General features: G+C 74.5%; 17 protein-coding genes. 6 read left to right on the forward strand and 11 right to left on the reverse strand.

Annotation, left to right across the window (positions count from 1 at the left end):
* Nucleotides 1-76 precede the first annotated feature (76 nt).
* From ACMT9T_RS08795 to aztB, 5 genes are all read right to left on the reverse strand, one after another.
* Nucleotides 77-1270 (reverse strand): glycosyltransferase, encoded by a 1194-nt coding sequence (locus tag ACMT9T_RS08795; RefSeq protein WP_414745186.1) that lies wholly within the window; start codon nt 1268-1270, stop codon nt 77-79.
* 236 nt (nt 1271-1506) lie between these two features.
* Complete coding sequence (aztD, locus tag ACMT9T_RS08800) at nt 1507-2718, reverse strand: zinc metallochaperone AztD (RefSeq protein ID WP_414745187.1); 1212 nt, start codon at nt 2716-2718, stop codon at nt 1507-1509.
* Nucleotides 2719-2753: 35 nt separating this feature from the next.
* Complete coding sequence (aztC, locus tag ACMT9T_RS08805; protein ID WP_414745188.1) at nt 2754-3680, reverse strand: zinc ABC transporter substrate-binding protein AztC; 927 nt, start codon at nt 3678-3680, stop codon at nt 2754-2756.
* On the reverse strand, nt 3677-4912 hold the full coding sequence (locus tag ACMT9T_RS08810) for an ABC transporter (RefSeq protein ID WP_414745189.1): 1236 nt from the start codon (nt 4910-4912) through the stop codon (nt 3677-3679). Before ACMT9T_RS08810 ends, aztC begins: the two co-directional genes overlap by 4 nt.
* Nucleotides 4913-4971: 59 nt before the next feature.
* The gene (gene aztB, locus ACMT9T_RS08815; protein WP_414745190.1) at nt 4972-5919 is read right to left on the reverse strand and encodes a zinc ABC transporter permease AztB; all 948 of its coding nucleotides are present in this window, start codon (nt 5917-5919) and stop codon (nt 4972-4974) included.
* 56 nt (nt 5920-5975) lie between these two features.
* Here aztB and aztA point away from each other — a divergent pair, with 56 nt between their 5' ends.
* Nucleotides 5976-6629 (forward strand): zinc ABC transporter ATP-binding protein AztA, encoded by a 654-nt coding sequence (gene aztA, locus ACMT9T_RS08820; protein ID WP_414745191.1) that lies wholly within the window; start codon nt 5976-5978, stop codon nt 6627-6629.
* Nucleotides 6630-6641: 12 nt separating this feature from the next.
* Here the strand turns inward: aztA and ACMT9T_RS08825 are convergent, their stop codons facing one another.
* On the reverse strand, nt 6642-7733 hold the full coding sequence (locus ACMT9T_RS08825) for a CobW C-terminal domain-containing protein (RefSeq protein WP_414745192.1): 1092 nt from the start codon (nt 7731-7733) through the stop codon (nt 6642-6644).
* Between the two features lie 97 nt (nt 7734-7830).
* Between ACMT9T_RS08825 and ACMT9T_RS08830 the strand changes: the two genes are divergently transcribed.
* The 3 genes from ACMT9T_RS08830 to ACMT9T_RS08840 all read left to right on the forward strand — a co-directional run bounded on the left by ACMT9T_RS08830 (nt 7831) and on the right by ACMT9T_RS08840 (nt 10074).
* Nucleotides 7831-8178, forward strand: a complete 348-nt coding sequence (locus ACMT9T_RS08830; protein ID WP_414745193.1) for an Lsr2 dimerization domain-containing protein — start codon at nt 7831-7833, stop codon at nt 8176-8178.
* A 31-nt stretch (nt 8179-8209) separates the two neighbouring features.
* On the forward strand, nt 8210-8800 hold the full coding sequence (locus ACMT9T_RS08835; protein WP_414745194.1) for a GNAT family N-acetyltransferase: 591 nt from the start codon (nt 8210-8212) through the stop codon (nt 8798-8800).
* 170 nt (nt 8801-8970) lie between these two features.
* Nucleotides 8971-10074 (forward strand): fatty acid desaturase family protein, encoded by a 1104-nt coding sequence (locus tag ACMT9T_RS08840; RefSeq protein ID WP_414745195.1) that lies wholly within the window; start codon nt 8971-8973, stop codon nt 10072-10074.
* 101 nt (nt 10075-10175) lie between these two features.
* Here ACMT9T_RS08840 and ACMT9T_RS08845 read toward each other — a convergent pair whose 3' ends face one another.
* Nucleotides 10176-11186: a helix-turn-helix transcriptional regulator gene (locus ACMT9T_RS08845; RefSeq protein WP_414745196.1), complete on the reverse strand. Its 1011-nt coding sequence runs from the start codon at nt 11184-11186 to the stop codon at nt 10176-10178.
* Between the two features lie 98 nt (nt 11187-11284).
* Between ACMT9T_RS08845 and ACMT9T_RS08850 the strand changes: the two genes are divergently transcribed.
* Nucleotides 11285-11737, forward strand: coding sequence for a VOC family protein (locus tag ACMT9T_RS08850; protein ID WP_414745197.1), 453 nt, complete (start codon nt 11285-11287; stop codon nt 11735-11737).
* 31 nt (nt 11738-11768) lie between these two features.
* Here ACMT9T_RS08850 and ACMT9T_RS08855 read toward each other — a convergent pair whose 3' ends face one another.
* Complete coding sequence (locus ACMT9T_RS08855; RefSeq protein ID WP_414745198.1) at nt 11769-12317, reverse strand: GNAT family N-acetyltransferase; 549 nt, start codon at nt 12315-12317, stop codon at nt 11769-11771.
* 138 nt (nt 12318-12455) lie between these two features.
* Nucleotides 12456-13979 (reverse strand): arabinosylfuranosidase ArfA, encoded by a 1524-nt coding sequence (gene arfA, locus ACMT9T_RS08860; protein WP_414745199.1) that lies wholly within the window; start codon nt 13977-13979, stop codon nt 12456-12458.
* A gap of 174 nt (nt 13980-14153) precedes the next feature.
* Here arfA and ACMT9T_RS08865 point away from each other — a divergent pair, with 174 nt between their 5' ends.
* Nucleotides 14154-14687: a DEAD/DEAH box helicase family protein gene (locus ACMT9T_RS08865; RefSeq protein WP_414745200.1), complete on the forward strand. Its 534-nt coding sequence runs from the start codon at nt 14154-14156 to the stop codon at nt 14685-14687.
* A gap of 4 nt (nt 14688-14691) precedes the next feature.
* On the opposite strand, the gene ACMT9T_RS08870 is transcribed toward ACMT9T_RS08865, so the two are convergent.
* Together ACMT9T_RS08870 and ACMT9T_RS08875 are read right to left on the reverse strand one after the other, a co-directional pair.
* Entirely contained in the window at nt 14692-15933 is a 1242-nt protein-coding gene (locus tag ACMT9T_RS08870) for an AAA family ATPase (protein ID WP_414745201.1), read from the reverse strand.
* Between the two features lie 133 nt (nt 15934-16066).
* Entirely contained in the window at nt 16067-16525 is a 459-nt protein-coding gene (locus ACMT9T_RS08875) for an Lrp/AsnC family transcriptional regulator (protein WP_414745202.1), read from the reverse strand.
* Nucleotides 16526-16540 lie beyond the last annotated feature (15 nt).

A 16540-nucleotide genomic window follows, 5' to 3' on the forward strand; every position in this document is an offset into this window, starting at 1 on the left:
GCGGTCGTGCATGCCGCGCCTGATCGCGGTGCACGCCGCCGGCGCCGTCCCCTCTCCGGAGGCGGCGCTGGCTGCGTCAGCGCACGAGCGCCTCGATCCGCCGCACCACGTCCGCGGGCGACGGCAGGGCGCGCATCTCCTCGGCCACGGCCGCGGCGCCCGCGCGCGGGGACGGATCCGCGAGCACGACCCGGATCCGCGCCGCGATCTCGTCCGACGTCGCCCGCGCGTCGATCATCGTCCCCGCGCCCAGGTCCCGCACCCGCTCGCCGTTGGGCAGCTGATCGGCCCCGAGCGGCAGCACGAGCAGGGGCACGCCGTGCGCGAGGGACTGCGTCATGGTGCCGGATCCGCCGTGCGCCACCACGAGGTCGACCACGTCGAGCACGCCGCCCTGCGGCACGTACGGCTCGAGGCGCACGCGCGGGCCGGGCGCGGGGAACCCGGCCGTGTCGATGTCGGGACCGGTAGTGACGAGGGCGCGCACGGGGAGCGACCCGAGCGCCCGGATGATGCGCGGGAGCAGGTCGCCCGACGCCCGGTTGAAGACGGTGCCGAGCGTCGCGTAGACGCGGTGCTCTTCGCCGCCCGCCGCGAGCCAGGCGACGGCAGGGTGGTCGCGGTCGGGCTGCGGTGCCTCGGACCGCATCCGCGTGACGGGCGCGCGGCGCTCGCGGAGGGCGCGGAACGACGCGGGGAACGGGATCACGGAGAGCTGGCCCTGGATGCCGTGCAGCTCCGGGTCGGGCGCGAGGTCCACCTCGGCCCGGAAGTCCTGCATGGGGGCGCGGATCCGCTCGATCCACGCGTCGGGCGCGGTCGCGAACACCTCGACGACGACGCACGGGATGCCGAGGCGCTCCGCCGCGACCATGGCCCCGAAGTCCTGCCCGTCGCAGACGACGACGTCGGCCGACCACGCCGCGGCGATCCCGAGGACGGCGGCGCGTGCCTCGCGCGCGCTGTCGCCGAGGAAGTACGACGCGACGTTCCGCAGGAGCCCGGACGAGGAGACGGGGGTCAAGACGCCGGTGCCGTCCTCCCGCCAGGTCCGCTGCGCGGTCGACGGCATGGTCGACACCTCGCGCGGGTGGAGGTGGTCGAAGCCGGTCTGGTCGAGCACGACGGACCGCGCTCCGCAGAGGGCCGTCTCGTGGCCCGCCGCCGCAGCCGCGCGGGCGAGGGGCATCAGGGGGTCGAGATGGCCGCGGCCGCGGGCGAACGAGAAGAGGATGCGCGCGGCGCGGGGCGCTCCGGTCACGGTCGTCATGCGGGCGGCGCTCCTCCGGGTCGGCACCGCGGGGGCGGGCGTCGGGGCGGGTGGGGATCCCGGCGGAGGACGGCGACGCGCGCCGCGGAGCAGGAGCCAGGACCTTCCCACGCGACGGCGCCGGCCCGCGGTGGATCCTCCACAGCGGCCGCCGCCGGAGCGCCCGACGGGGGCGGGCGCCACGACGACGCGGGGCGCGGAGCATCCGCCCCGCGCCCCGCGCCTGCCGCTGCGGATCAGCCCGCGGCGACCGCCATCTCGTTCGGCGTGACCTCGAGGGTCGTGCTCGAGAGCACCTCGCCCGTCGTGAGGTCGACCGCGTGGACCTGCTTCGACGCCGGCTCCGTGACGTACCCGACGCCGTCGGCGACGACGATCACGGGGTGCGGGTCTTGCCACTCGACCGGGCTCTCCCACGGCTCGACGACGGGGAAGGAGTCGGTCAGCTCGCCCGTCGCGGGGTCGAGCACGTGGATCGCGCCGTCGGATCCGAGGATGTACGCCTTGTCGTCCGGGCCGCGCGCGACGTCGCGGAAGGTGTAGCCGACGCCCTCGGGCAGGTCGACGACGCGGAGGGTCTTCGCCTCGGTGTCGATCAGCGTGACGGCCTCGAGCAGGTAGCCCTCGGCGTCCGGGTCGGACTTGTAGTCGCCCACGACGATCGGGCTGGTCTCGCTCACGTAGGCGTTGCCCATGCGACCGTACGGCTGGTCGGGCGCGGTGAGCTTGGTGATCTCGCCGTCCGAGTACAGGATCGCGCCGTCCTCGCAGCCGAAGACGACGGCCTCGCCGGCCGCGGTGCCCTCGCCGTGCACGCCGGGGCACTGGTCGCTCTGCGCGACGACCGCGCCGGACGCGTCCTTGACCTCGATGCCGTTGCGGCCGTCCGCGTTGCCGACCGTGGTGAGGAAGGTGCCGTCCTCGAGCACGATCGAGACCCCGTGGTGCGCCTCGACGCCCGGGATCGTCTCGGTCTCGGGCGTGCCCTCCGTGGACGCGAGCTCGGCGGTGTCGAAGACCGTCGTGTCGCTCGTGCCGTCGGCGTAGAGGATCGTCTTGCCCGCGTGGCGGACGACGTGGCCGGGGGTGTCCGCGGGGAACACGGTGTCGGTGAGCTCCGCCTGGTCGGCGCTGCCGGCCGCCGTGTCGAGCACCTGGAAGCCCTCGCTCATCGTGACCATGACGTGCCGGTCGTCACCCGCGGGGTTGAGGCGGGTGAACTCCTCGGAGTCGAGGTCGGCGACCGTGTCGAGCGTCTTCCCGTCGAGGACGAGGATGCCGCCCTCGTACGCGACGGCGACGCGGGATCCGGCTGCCTCGCCGGATCCGGCCTGGCCGTCGGAGGACGGGGAGCCCTCGGGAGCCGGGGTGGAGCAGGCCGCGAGCGTCGCGGCGAGGCCCAGGGTGACGGCGGCGATGCCGGTCCGTCGGAGGCGGGGGGTGCGCATGGTGGTTCCTTCTGTGTGGGATGGATCGCGGGCGCTCAGGGGGAGAGCCCGGTGGCGATGCGCTGCGTGTTGACGCGCATCATGGAGAGGTAGTCGGGGGCGCCGCCCTCGGGCCCGGTGAGGGACTCCGTGAACAGCTCGACCACCTCCACGCGGATGCCGGCCTCGCTCGCGAGCGCCTGCACGAGGCGGTCGGGCGAGGAGGACTCCGCGAAGATCGTGGGGACGCCGGTCTCCTCGACAGCCGACACGAGGTCGGCGAGGTCGCTGGCGGAGGGCGCGGCGAGGGTGGTGCCGCCGGGGATCACGGCGCCGACGACGTCGAAGCCGAAGCGGTCGGCGAGGTACCCGAACACGTGGTGGTTGGTGACGAGGGCGCGGCGCTCGGCGGGGATCGCGGCGAACGCGGCCGTCATCTCGGCGTCGAGCGCCTCCAGCTCGCCGCGGTAGGCGGCCGTGGAGGCGGCGATCGCGGCCGGATCCACGCCGTCGAGGCCCGCGAGCACGGGCTCGAGCGCGTCGACGACGTCGACCATGCGCGCGGGGTCCGTCCAGAGGTGCGAGTCCGGCGAGCCCTCCGCGTCGCCCTCGGCGTAGTCGAGGACCTCGATGGCGTCGCCCGCGACGAACTGCGGCACGTCGTCGGCGGCCGCCGCGTCGAGGTGCTGCTGCAGCCCCTCCTCGAGGCCGAGGCCGTTGGAGACCACGAGGTCCGCCGCGCGGAGTCGTGCGGCCTCCTGCGCGGAGATCTCGAACGAGTGCGGATCCGCGTTGGGCTTCATGAGCGTGACGACCTGCGCCTCGTCGCCCACGAGCTCCTCCACGACGTCGCCGAGGATGTTGGTGGAGACGTACACGGTCGGCCGGTCGTCGCCCGCGGTGGCGCAGCCGGTGAGGGCGAGGGCGGTCGCGGCGGCGGCGACGGCGCCCGCGAACGCGGTGCCGATCCGACGGGCGCTCATCGGCCGGTCTCCGCCGTGAAGGCGGGCTCGGTCGGGGTGTCGAAGGTGCGCGAGACGCGGGCGCCGTCGGCGAAGTCGATCTCGTGCAGCCGGCGCTCGACCGGGCCCGCGAGGTAGGCGCGCTGCTGGTCGGCGACGAGGGTGGGGATCCGGCCGGCGGCGACCGAGTCGGCGACGAGCGGACCGGTGTCGGAGAGCACCGCGCCGTCCTCCGCGGAGAGCACGAGCACGCGGCCGTCGCGGGTGAGCGCGAGCAGGTGCTCGTCGGCGTCGTCGACCGCGGTGACGTGCACGAGCGGCGCGGGCGCCGGGAGCAGCTGCCAGGAGCGCTCGCGGGTGTCGAGCAGCCAGACGCCCTGGTCGCCGGCGAGGGCGGCGACCGTCGGGCGACCCTCGCGGTTGTCGAAGGACGTGGCGGCGGGGGCGGTCGTGCCGTCGGGGTACGGGATCCGCTCCACGCTCAGCTCGTTGCCGTCGAGGGAGGCGAGCAGGGCGCCGTCGCCGCAGCCGATGACCGCGCCGACGCGCGTCGTGATGGTGCCGGCCGGATCCGGGCACGCCTCGACGAGGCCGGTGCGCTCGCCGTCGGCCGTGTAGCCGGCCACCGCCGCGTCGGCGCCCGTGCCCTCGGTCACGAGCGCGAGGGATCCGACGGGCACGACCATGCCGGGCCCGGGCTCGCCGTCGAGGCGGAACCGCTCGGTGATCTCGCCCTTCGAGAGCGCCTCGGTGTCGAGCAGCACGGCCTCGCCCGAGTCGGGGAAGAAGAGGCCCGTGCCGCCCGTGGTGGAGAGGTTGGTGGTCGCGACCGTCGCGGTGCCGCCGCCCTCGATGGCGCCGAGGAGGCGCGGATCCGCCCGGTAGTAGTGGAAGTGGTCGACGTGGTCCCAGGTCCAGACGCCACTGTCGACGACCTCGACGCCCGCGTCGGTCTGCGCGAAGAGGTAGCGGCCGTCGGTGTCCACGGCCGTCGGGGCCCCGATGCGACCGAGGTCGGCGACCGACTCGTCGAGGAGGTCGAGGTGGGAGACGGCGCCGGCCGGGTCGATCGAGGTGAGGCCGAGGCGCGGCTCGGAGAGCTCGGCGGCGCCCGCGACGGCGCCGTGGCCCTCGCCCTGCTCGTCGGAGGCGGCGGGATCCTCGGTCGTCTCGGCCGCGGGGCCGGTGGCGCACGCGGTCAGGGCGAGCGCGAGGCCGGCCAGCAGGGGGATGGCGGGGATGCGGGAGCGCACGGGGTCCTCTCGTCGGGGTGGGGCGGGGGTGGGATCGCGACGGGTGTCCGTCGCGGAGGTCAGGCGGCGGGCACGCCGGATGCGGTGCGGGGGCGGGCGGGCGCGTCGGCGGCGGGGCGCTCGCGGTCGCGCTCGCGGGACGCGTCATCGTCGCGATCCGGCCCCGGCCGTCGCGACCGCAGCGCGGAGAGCCCGGCGTGAGCCGCGCCGGAGAGCACCGCGACCGCGATCGCGGTGGCCGCTACGGACGCGCCCGCCGCGGTCGCCGCGTGCCACGACACGAGGAGCCCGACGAACACGGACGCGATGCCGAGCGCCGCGGCGAGCGCCATCCGGGTCGGGATCCGCGTGGTCCAGTGCCCGGCGGCCACGGCGGGCGCGAGCAGCAGGCCGACGACCAGCAGGGATCCGACGGCCTGGTACGACGCGACGACCGCGAGGGTCACGAGCCCCACGAGCGCGGCCTGCGCCGAGCGGGGGCCGAGGCGCAGCACGGCGGCGATGCGGGGATCCAGTGCGAGCGCCACGAGCGGCCGGTGGAACGCCCACGCGACGCCGAGCCCCACGACGACCGCGCCGGCGAGCAGCGCCACGTCGACGGACGTGATGGCGAGGATGTCGCCGAAGAGGATGGACGTGGCGTCGGTGGCGAAGCTGCCCGAGTGCGAGATCACGACGACGCCGAGCGCGAGCATCGCGACGAAGAGCATGCCGATGCTCGTGTCGTAGGAGAGCCGGCCGCGGCGCTGCAGGGCCGCGATCCCGAGGCTCATCGCGACGGCGCTCAGCGCCCCGCCGACGAGCACGGGCAGCCCGAGCACGGTCGCCAGCGCGACGCCGGGCAGCATGCCGTGGGCGAGCGCCTCGCCGAGGAACGCCATGCCGCGGATGACGACCCAGGTGCCCACGACGCCGCAGAGGATCGCGACGAGCGCCCCGCCGACGAGGGCGCGCTGGAGGAAGTCGAGGGCGAACGGCTCGAGGATCCCGGAGGTGATGGAGGGCACGATCCCCGACCGTAGCCGAGAATGAGAACGCTTATCAAATGCGTAGGATTGGGCTCATGCTCTCTCCGCCGCCCCGTGATCCCGCCGCGGTCCTCCTCGCCGTGCACGTGGCGTTCGGCGACCGACGCGCCCTCGACGGCGTCGACCTGCGCCTGGATCCCGGCACCCTCACGGTGATCGCCGGGCCGAACGGCGCCGGCAAGTCGACGCTCCTGGAGGTCGTCGCGGGCACCCGGATCCCGACCTCCGGCACGCGCACCGCGGTCGCCGACGCGGCCTTCGTGCCGCAGCGCGCCGCCGTGCCCGACCACCTGCCCGTCACCGTGCGCGACGTCGTGACCGTCGGCGCGTGGGGCCGCTCCGGCCGCTGGCGCCGCCTCGACGCGGACGCCCGCGCCGCGGTCGACGACGCCATGGACCGCCTCGGCGTCGCGTCCCTCGCGGCGCAGCCCCTCGGCGCGCTCTCCGGCGGGCAGCGCCAGCGCACGCTCCTCGCGCAGGGACTCGCCCGCGGCGCCCGACTGCTGCTCCTCGACGAGCCGACCACGGGGCTCGACGCGGCCAGCGGCGAGCGGATCCGCGCGATCCTCCGCTCGGAGGCCGACCGCGGCGTGTCCGTCGCGTGCGTCTCGCACGACCCGGCCGTGCTGGCCTGCGCCGACCGCGTCGTCCGGCTCGAGGACGGCCGGGTGGTCCCGGACGCGGCCTGAGCCGCGCCCGCCTCAGTGCCGGTGCTCGGTGTCCCAGGCGGGGAACGGATCCGCGTAGCCGTGCCAGGCGTCCGGTCCCGCCACGAGCTCGCCGGGCTCGAGGAGGCAGGCGCCGAGGATCTCGTCGAGCAGCGACCCGTCGAGCCGCTCCCCCACGAACGCGATCTCCTGGCCGGCCGGCGACTCCGGATCCCAGCTGGCCATGGCCGTCGGGTCGAGCCGCAGCACGTCGCCCGCGGTCGCCCACGAGCCCACCGTCGCCGGCCGGGACGCGAGGCGCGCGAGGCCGCGGGAGCGCACGATCCGGCCGACCGGCCCGGGTACGAGCTCGCGCGCGACGGCCGCGTGCAGCCGCGCCGGGTGGAACGGCCGCGGGTCGCGGAAGACGTGCACGCCCAGCCCCTCCGACGACGCGAGCGACGACACCGACGCGGCCGGCATGACGCCGGCCAGAGCCTGCTGCCAGCCCATCCCCGCGGCGAGGCGCCGGGCGCGCTGCCGGCCGATCCGCAGCGGCGCGGACGCGAGCGACGCCCGGTCCCCGACCGGCACGACGCGCGCGGCCGGGGCGAGGAGCGCGAGCAGGGCGACGACGTGACGCGCGTCCGGCGACGACCAGGCCGGATCCCACCCGTCGAGCACCACGACGCTCGCGCACTCGAGGCGCCCGGCCAGCCGCTCGGCGTCGTCGAGCGACGTGCCGGCGTCGTCGCGCGGCTCGAGCAGCACGTCGCGGATCTCCGCCACGGACGCGACGGCGACCACGTCGAGGATCCCGATGGGCGTCGCCCCGGGGTGCCGCGCCTCGACCACGTGCTCCAGCACCAGCGCGACCTCGAGCGGATCCGCGGCCGGCTCCAGCGCGACGACCGCGAGCCCGGTGCGCCCGTCGTCCGCGTCCGCGATGAGGCCGTCGGCGATGTCCGCGCCGAGGTCGCCGCTGTCGCCGTCCGGCGCCTCGACCACGGCGGGCGGCTCGGCCTCGGAGGCGCCGACGGCGGCGGCCGCGACGCGCGAGGCGGAGCGGAGGTCGCTCGCGGAGACGAGGGTCACGGCCAGCCCGCCGCGGACGACGGGGCGCGGGGCGTTCGCGTGGGGATCCATGCCCCCAGCCTAGAAGAGAACCGTTCTCATCTAGCGCACGAGCGCGTCGGTGGGGCGACCTAGGCTGCCGGAGGGGGACGAGGACGAGGGAGACGGCATGGCCGAGCACGTGGGACCGCGGGACGACGCGACCGAGGCGGTGCGCTTCGGCCTCGACGGGACCATCCACGAGATCGACCTCGACCCCGCGGGAGCCCGGGCCCTGCGCGCCGCGCTCGCGCCCTACGTCGCCGCCGGCCGGCGCACGACCGTGACGATCACGCCGATCCGCGACGAGCCCGCGCGCACCGCCGCCTCCGGTCCCGCCGCCCCCGCCGGTGCCGCCCCGACCGGCGAGCGCGCCGCCGCCCGCGCCTGGCTCGAGGCGAACGGCCACCGGCTCGGCCCCGGCGGCCGCATCTCCGCGACGCTCATGACGCTCTACCGGAGCCGCGACGGCCGCTGACGGCCGCGCGTCACCACGGCACGATGGATCCATGACCGCCGAGCCCCGCCTGTTCCCCGACGTCCCGCACCTCGAGGGCGAGCGCGTGGTCCTCCGCCCCTTCTCCCCGGCGGACGTCGACGCGATGGGGCCGGTGCTCGCCGACCCCGACGTCATCCGCCTCACCGGATCCGCCCACTCCGCCGCCGAGGTCGCCGAGATGTCCGCGCGCCCTGAGCTCGACGACCGCACGCGCACCTGGTACGCGACGCGCGCCGCGCAGACCGACCGCCTCGACCTCGCCCTCGTCGACCGCGCGACCGACGCGTGCGTGGGCGAGGCCGTGATCAACGACTGGAGCCCCGAGGACCGCAGCGCGAACCTCCGCATCCTCATCGGCCCCGCCGGCCGCGACCGCGGCCTCGGCTCGGAGGCCGTCCGCCTGCTCGTCGACCACGCGTTCGCCGTGACCGCCCTCGAGCGGATCTCCCTGGAGGTCATGGACTTCAACCCCCGCGCCCGCCGCGTCTACGAGCGCGCCGGGTTCGTCGAGGAGGGCCGCCTCCGCGGCGCCTTCCGCTTCGACGACGAGCCGGTCGACGTGATCGTCATGGCGCTGCTGCGCGCGGATCCGCGCGGCTGAGCCGCCGGGCGGCGGAGCCGCGTGGCCGACCGGACCTGCACCCCACCTGGGAAGACGGTCGCGCCCCCGCCCTCGACGAGGGCGCGGCGACGAACCGGAGTAGAACTGGACCAGGTGCCCCGGACCCCGGTTCCCCCGACCGACAGCCATCCGAGACGAGCGAGAACGTCATGAGCACCGAGATCCAGACCCCCGCACCCCGCGTGATCCTCACCCGGGCGAGACGCGGCGGCGGGGCGAACCCCACCACCGAGTACTCGGGCCTCCTGCACGCCGTCCGCGACGCCGGGCTGCTCGAGCGCCGGCTCGGCTTCTACGTGGTCGCGTTCGCGGCCATCACGGTCGCGCTGGCCGGCCTCGGCGCGGCGTTCGTGCTCCTCGGCGACAGCTGGTTCCAGCTGCTCATCGCCGCCGGGCTCGGCATCGTCTTCACGCAGTTCGCCTTCCTCGCGCACGAGGCGTCGCACCGCCAGGTGTTCACCTCGGGCAGGGCCAACGACGTCGCGGGCCGCACGCTCGCGAACCTCTTCGTCGGCATCAGCTACTCGTGGTGGATGACGAAGCACTCGCGCCACCACGCGAACCCGAACGTGGTCGCGAAGGACCCCGACATCGCGCCCGGCGTGCTGGTGTTCCGCCCGGAGGACGCGAAGGGCGCCCGCGGGTTCGCCGGCGCGATCATCCGCCGACAGGGCTGGCTCTTCTTCCCCCTGCTGACGCTCGAGGGGCTGAACCTGCACGTCACGTCGATGCGCACGGTCTTCGGCCGGGGCAAGGTCGACAAGCGCTGGCTCGAGATCTCGATGCTCTCCACCCGCATCATCGCCTACCTCGCCGTCGTGTTCTTCTTCCTCCCCCTCGGCATGGCCTTCGCCTTCGTCGGCGTCCAGCTCGCCGTCTTCGGCGTGTACATGGGCGCCTCGTTCGCCCCCAACCACAAGGGCATGCCCGTGCTGCCCAAGGACTCCAAGGTCGACTTCCTCCGCCGCCAGGTCCTCACCAGCCGCAACATCAAGAGCACCTGGCTCACCGACATCTACATGGGCGGCCTCAACTACCAGATCGAGCACCACCTCTTCCCCAACATGCCCCGCCCCGCGCTCAAGAAGGCCCAGGTCATCGCGAAGGAGTACTGCGCGACCCACAACATCCCGTACACCGAGACCACCCTCCTAGCCTCCTACGGCATCGTCGTCGCCTACCTCAACCGCGTCGGCCTCTCCGCCGGCGGCGACCCCTTCGACTGCCCCGCATCCGCCGCCTTCGGACGCTGACACCGAGACGGGCACCGACGAGGAGGACAAGCCGGTCGAGAACCTCTCCGGCTGACCGGGACCGGATCCCGGCACCGTCGACCGACGGGGCCGCCGCGCGATCAGTCGACGCGCGCCGGGCCGCTCTCGCTCGTCCGCGCGAACCGCTCCGCGAGCGTCGCGAACGCGGAGGCGAGCTCGGGAGGATCTACGACCTCCATCGGCACCTCGAACCTCCCGAAGGACGCGGCGAGCGCTCCCCAGGACCACGAGCCCGCCTCCAGCGTGCAGCTGCGCTCGTCCACGGCGGTGACCGTCCCGTCCCCGGCGAAGGGGAGGACGTCGCGGGCGGGGACGTGCAGGAGGACGGTGCCGCGACACGGCCACGCATCGACGTTGGATCCCGTGAAGCGGGCGGAGACGAACGCGGCGACGTCGCCGCCGGGCACGGTGCGCGGGGTGAAGCGCGGGCCGTTGGGCGTGCGCGGTCGGATGCGGTCGATGCGGTGGACGCGCCAGTCCTCGCGATCGAGATCCCATCCCACGAGGTACCACCGCCCGTGGGAGGCGACCAGGTGGTGCGGCTCCACGCGGCGGGGCGGGAGGAGCGGCTGCCCGTCGGCGCCGGCAGCGTCGACGCCGCCATCGCGGGCCGCGTAGTCGAAGCGGAGGGTCTCCCGGTCGCGGATGGCGTTCGCGAGCGTGACGAGAACGTCGAGGGAGACGTCGACCGGCGCGGCGTCACCGGCGCGGCCGATCGCGGTGACCTCGAGGGCGTCGAGCCGGTGCCGCAGCCGCGACGGCATCACCTGGCGGATGGTGCCGAGGGCGCGGGCCGCGGCCTCGTGGATCCCCGCGCCGACGGCGGGGGACGCCTGCAGCGCGACGGCCACGGCGACGGCCTGGTCGTCGTCGAAGAGGAGCGGCGGGAGCTCGCTGCCGGCGTCGAGGCGGTACCCGCCGACCGGGCCCATGGTCGCCTGGATGCTGTAGCCCATCTCCCGCAGGCGGTCGATGTCCCGGCGGACCGTGCGGTCGCTGATCTCCAGACGCGATGCCAGGACCGATCCCGGCCAGTCCCGGCGGGTCTGCAGCAGCGACAGCAGGTCGAGCAGCCGGGAGGTCGTCGTCATGCGCCCAGATTAGATCCGGTCTAGGACAGGAACAGACCTACACGGACGGGAGGGTGGATCCATCGGGCCGATCGGGCCCATCCACCCAAGGAGCGAACATGTCCATCCAGACGACCACCCACCTCAACTTCCGCGGCGACGCGCGCCAGGCGCTCGAGTTCTACGGGTCCGTGTTCGGCGGCCACGCCGTGATCACCACCTACGCGGACCTCGGCATGCCGGCCGACGTCCCCGGCGCCGACAAGGTCGTCTTCGGCCTCGTCGCCGCGGAGGACGGCTTCCGGCTGATGGGCTACGACATCCCCGGCCGGACCGAGAGCTTGATCGCGGGCGGTGGCTCGACGCGTCGCGAGGAGGGCGTCACGATCACCGACCAGGCGCTCTTCGTGTCCATCTCGGCCGCCACCCTCGACGAGCTCCAGGGCCGCTGGGACGCGCTGGCGGTCGACGCCGTGATCGTCGAGCCGCTGGCCGCTTCCGCGTGGAGCGCGGGCTTCGGGATGCTCACCGACCGCTTCGGCGTCACCTGGAGCGTCACCGTCTCCGCCTAGGCGCGCATCCGGGTGTGCGCGGGATCGCGCGTCATCCCGCCCGAGCGGGCGTCGGCATCGCCTTCTCGAACCGGAACATGCGGTCCGGGCCGGGATGGTCGGCCGCGCCGCCGCGCTCGGGGCGATGCCCGGGGTGGAAGAACTCGACGATGTGGAAGCCGCAGCGGTTGACGTAGAAGTGGATGTTGCGCTGCTCGAAGTACGGCGTCTCGGTCTCCCAGGTCGCCGTGTCCGGATAGCGGGCCTCGATGGCACGCCAGGCGGCCACGCCGATCCCGCCGCCGTGGTGGCCGGCGTCGATGAAGAACAGCTCGAGGCCGCGACGGCCCTCCCGCTCGGCGGTGACCGCGGCTCCGCCGATGACGTCGCCGTCGAGCACGACCTGGAGGGCCTCCGTCCCCGGCTCCTCGAGGACCTCCCGCGTGTCCTCGACGCCCGGGATCTCCTCGTCGCCCGGCTGGAGCCCGGCGTCGCGCACGCCCGCGGCGAACGCGGTCCGGAGGCGATCGATCCAGGCGGCGCGATCCCCCTCCTGCAGCTCGACGAGGCGGATGGCGGGGGCGGTCGCGTGCGGGGTCATGCGCCCATCCTCCGACGAGGAGCTGGAGGTCCGGCTCGGCGCGGAGCCGGCCGCTCCCGACCGTCCGGACCGCGCCCCACGCACGACGCCCGCCGGCCGCGGGTGCGGCGCGACGGGCGCGTGGTGGAGCGGGAGCGACTAGCCGAGCGACACGGCCGTCCACGACACGGGCGGCAGCGTGATCGTGAGGGTGCCGTCCGTCAGCGATGCCGAGGCGTTCGGCGTGAGGCCCACGCGCTCGCGGTCCTCGAAGGTGTTCTTCGCGTAGACGTCCTCGTCGTGGATCCCGACCGCCTCCAGCACCTCGGAGACGGCGAGGCCGGCGACGTCGACCTCGATCGTGAGCGCGTCCGACAGGCTGCGGTTCACGAGGAAGACCGCGGCGCGGCCGGTGGCCTCGTCGAAGGTCGCGACGGAGTCGACGAGCGGCGCGGTGCCGTGCACCTCGGTCTCGTACGTGCCCACGTCGATGCGCGGACGCAGCACCTCGCCCTGCGCGAGCCGGCTCGTGACCGAGAACGGGAAGAACGTGGTCTGGCGCCAGGCGCCGCCGCCGGTCTCCGTCATGATCGGCGCGATCACGTTCACGAGCTGCGCGAGGCTGGCCGACGTGACGCGGTCGCTGTGCTTGAGCAGCGTGATCATGAGGTTGCCGAGCACGACCGCGTCGGCGACCGAGTAGACGTCCTCGAGCAGGTGCGGCGCGTAGGGCCAGCCCTCGGTGATGACGCCCGACTCCTGGTGCTCGTCGAGGTACCAGACGTTCCACTCGTCGAACGAGATGTTGACCGTCTTGTCGCTCTTCAGGCGGTGCTTCACGTGGTCGGCCGTGGAGACGACCGTCGCGATGAAGTACTCCATGTCGAGCGACGAGGCGAGGAAGCTGCCGAGGTCGCCCTTGCGCTCCTGGTAGTAGGCGTGGGCGGAGATGAAGTCGACCGAGTCGTAGGTCTTCTCCAGCACGATCCGCTCCCACTCGCCGAACGTGGCCATGCCGGATCCGCTGCTGCCGCACGCGACGAGCTCGAGCGTCGGGTCGACCATCTTCATGGCGCGGGCGGTGCGGCCGGCGAGCGTGCCGTAGTCCTCGGCGGTCATGTTGCCGACCTGCCAGTCGCCGTCCATCTCGTTGCCGAGGCACCACATCTTGACGTTGTGCGGCTCGGGCGATCCGTTGGCGATGCGCAGGTCGGAGAGCGCGGTGCCGGAGGGGTGGTTCGCGTACTCGAGGATGTCGAGGGCCTCGAGCACGCCGCGCGTGCCGAGGTTGACGGCCATCATCAGCTCGCTGCCGGTGAGCTCGCACCAGCGGGCGAACTCGTCGAGGCCCACCTCGTTGGTCTCGAGCGAGTGCCAGGCGAGGTCGAGGCGCTTCGGGCGCTCGGCGCGCGGGCCGACGCCGTCCTCCCAGCGGTAGCCGGAGACGAAGTTGCCGCCGGGGTAGCGGATGGTGCTCGTGCCGAGCTCCTTGACGAGGTCGACGACGTCGCCGCGGAAGCCGTCGGCGTTCGCCGTGGGGTGGCCGGGCTCGTAGATCCCGTCGTAGACGCAGCGGCCGAGGTGCTCGACGAACGAGCCGAAGGTGCGGCGGTTGACGGGGGCGACGACCGAGGTGCGGTCGATGGCGATGCGGGCGTCGGGTGCGGGGCGGGCGTCGGTCATGGAGTGGTCCTTCACTTCATCGGGAGCGGGGCCGATCGACGCCGGGGGTGCCGGGTGGATCCGAGCCGTTACAACGTTGTAAGAGCAACGCGGATCCATTCTCGCGGGGGCGTCGGGGCGGTGTCAACGCGACGCGGGCCCCGCGGCCGCGCACGCGCATGGGACCCTGGCCGGATGGACCCGGGATCCCCCACGCAGGCGCTCTTCCTCGGCGGGCGCTCGGGCGTCGGCAAGTCGACGGTGGCGCTGGAGGCGTCGCGGATCCTCGCGGCGGCGGACGTCGCGCACGCGCTCATCGAGGGCGACGGGCTCGACCAGGCGCACCCGGAGCCGTGGCAGCGGGGGATCCCGCTGGCCGAGCGGAACCTCGCCGCCCTGTGGCGGAACTACCGCGAGGCCGGCTGGACGCGCGTGATCTACACGAACACCGTCAGCGTGCTCGAGCTGCCGGGGCTCACGGCCGCGCTCGGCGGCGAGGTGGATGCGGTCGGCGTGCTGCTCACGGCCGACGACGCGACGGCGGCCTCGCGGCTGGCGGGGCGTGAGATCGGATCCGGGCTGGCGGAGTCGATCGCCCGGAGCGCGGCCGCGGCGCCGCGGCTCGAGGCGGAGGCGGCGGATGCGGTGCACCGCGTGGCGACCGACGGCCGGACCGTCGCGGACGTGGCGGCGGAGGTGGTGGCGCTCAGCGGGTGGTTCCCGGACTGATGTCTCACCCGATCCGCGGCCAGGCGCTGGTGAGGTGCGCCTCGATGGCCCGGTGCCGGAAGCCGTAGGCCGTGCCCCGGTCGATGATGCCGCGCACGGTGTCGAGGCGCTGCGCCGTGGTGCCGACCTCCGCCGCCCTCGACCGGCCCATCTCCTTCGCGATGCGGGTGAGCGTGCGCTCCTCGGCGGGCAGCGCGGCCATCGCCTCGATGAAGGCGCGCTCCCGCGGGGGCAGCCGCTCGAGGATCCGCTCGACGTGCGCGGCCGCCTCGCGCTCCGCCCCGCGCCAGCCCGCGCGCACCTCGTCCCGGGTGATCGTCGGACCGGATCCCGCGTACCACGCGCGCTCCCCCGCCAGTTGGAAGAGGAACGGCTCGCCGCGGCACAGGTCCACGATCGCCGCGGCGGCGTCCTGCTCCATGCGGATCCGACGGGTGCGGCCGGAGCCGTCCGCGACCTCCCAGCCCGGCACGACGAAGTCCTGCAGCGCGGCGCGGATGTCGTCGTCGTCGATCGCGGTCAGGACCGTGGTGCGGAAGCGCCGCGCGAAGGTCGCGCCCTTGTGGGCGCCGGCCCGGTCCTCGAAGTCCGGCAGGCCGGTGAGGTACACGGCGATCGGCAGGGACCGGCGGACACGGGCACCGCCCGGGACGGCGACCTCCTCCTCGTGCGTGATCGCGTCACCGAGCGCGATCAGCAGCTGGGACAGCGTCCGCTCGTCCGTGATGTTCTGGACCTCGTCGATGTGCACCAGGGCGACCCGCTCGTGCCGCATCGCCGCGCGGCCCACCTCGACCAGCAGCGCGGTCAGCGCCGTGTACGGCTCCGGGCCGCTCTGCTCGGACCCCCCGCGCACGGTGAGCGAGAGCCCGGCTGCCGCGACCGTCTCCACCCGCGCGATGGCGTCCTCGATGCGCTTCTCGCGCACCGCGGGCAGACCGGCGGCGCGCGCGAGCTCCAGCACCGCGGCCGCGACGGGCTTCAGCGGATCGGCGCCGAGGGGGATGCGGAGCTGCGGCGTGACCCAGTCCCCCTCCCGCGCGGCGGTCTGCGCGATGCGCCGCACGAGGGAGGACTTGCCGAGCCCCGGTTCGCCGAGCACGGTGCGCCCGCGCTCGGGGAGCCCTCGGAGGAGGCGGGGGCGGACCACGTCGCGCCAGTCGCTGAGCTGCTCGGTGCGGCCGGCCCAGATCTCCGGGACGGTGTCGGAGCCGGGGCTGAAGGGGTTGTCGGTCGCGTCGCGCACGTTGGTAATGTTACCAAGCCCGGAAGGGATTGGTAATGTTACCAAGACCCGTCGCGCTCGACCCGACGTGCCACTCCGGCGCAGGAGCACGAGACCGCGACGGGACGGGGACGTCGGACGCCCGGGGCGTGGATCACGCCGGCCCGACGTGCCGCCCCGGGACCGGGCTCGAGTACACGACGTGGGTCGTGATCCCGCCGAGGGCGGCGAGGCGTCCCGTGATGCGTTCGAGGTCGCGCATCGAGCGGGCGTGCACCTTGACGATGAAGCAGTCGGCGCCCGTCACGTGGTGCGCCTCGACGATCTCCGGCAGCTCGGCGACCAGCGCGTGGAACGGCCGGTAGTCGCCGGACGGGTAGGCCAGCCGGACGAAGGCGGTGACGGCCCAGCCGAGCGCCTCGGGATCCACCGTGATGGAGTACCCCGTGATGATGCCGCCCTCCGTGAGCCGGCGCACCCGCTCGGCGGTCGCGCTGGCGGAGAGGGAGACCGCGCGACCGAGCTGCGCGACGCTCATCCGGCCGTCGCCCTGGAGCTCGGCGATGATCGCGTGATCGGTGGCGTCGAGGGTCAGCGGCGGATTCGTGGGCATGCGGCCGAACCTACC

It is taken from the genome of Clavibacter vidaverae, assembly GCF_047529985.1.
Lineage (GTDB): Bacteria > Actinomycetota > Actinomycetes > Actinomycetales > Microbacteriaceae > Clavibacter > Clavibacter nebraskensis_A.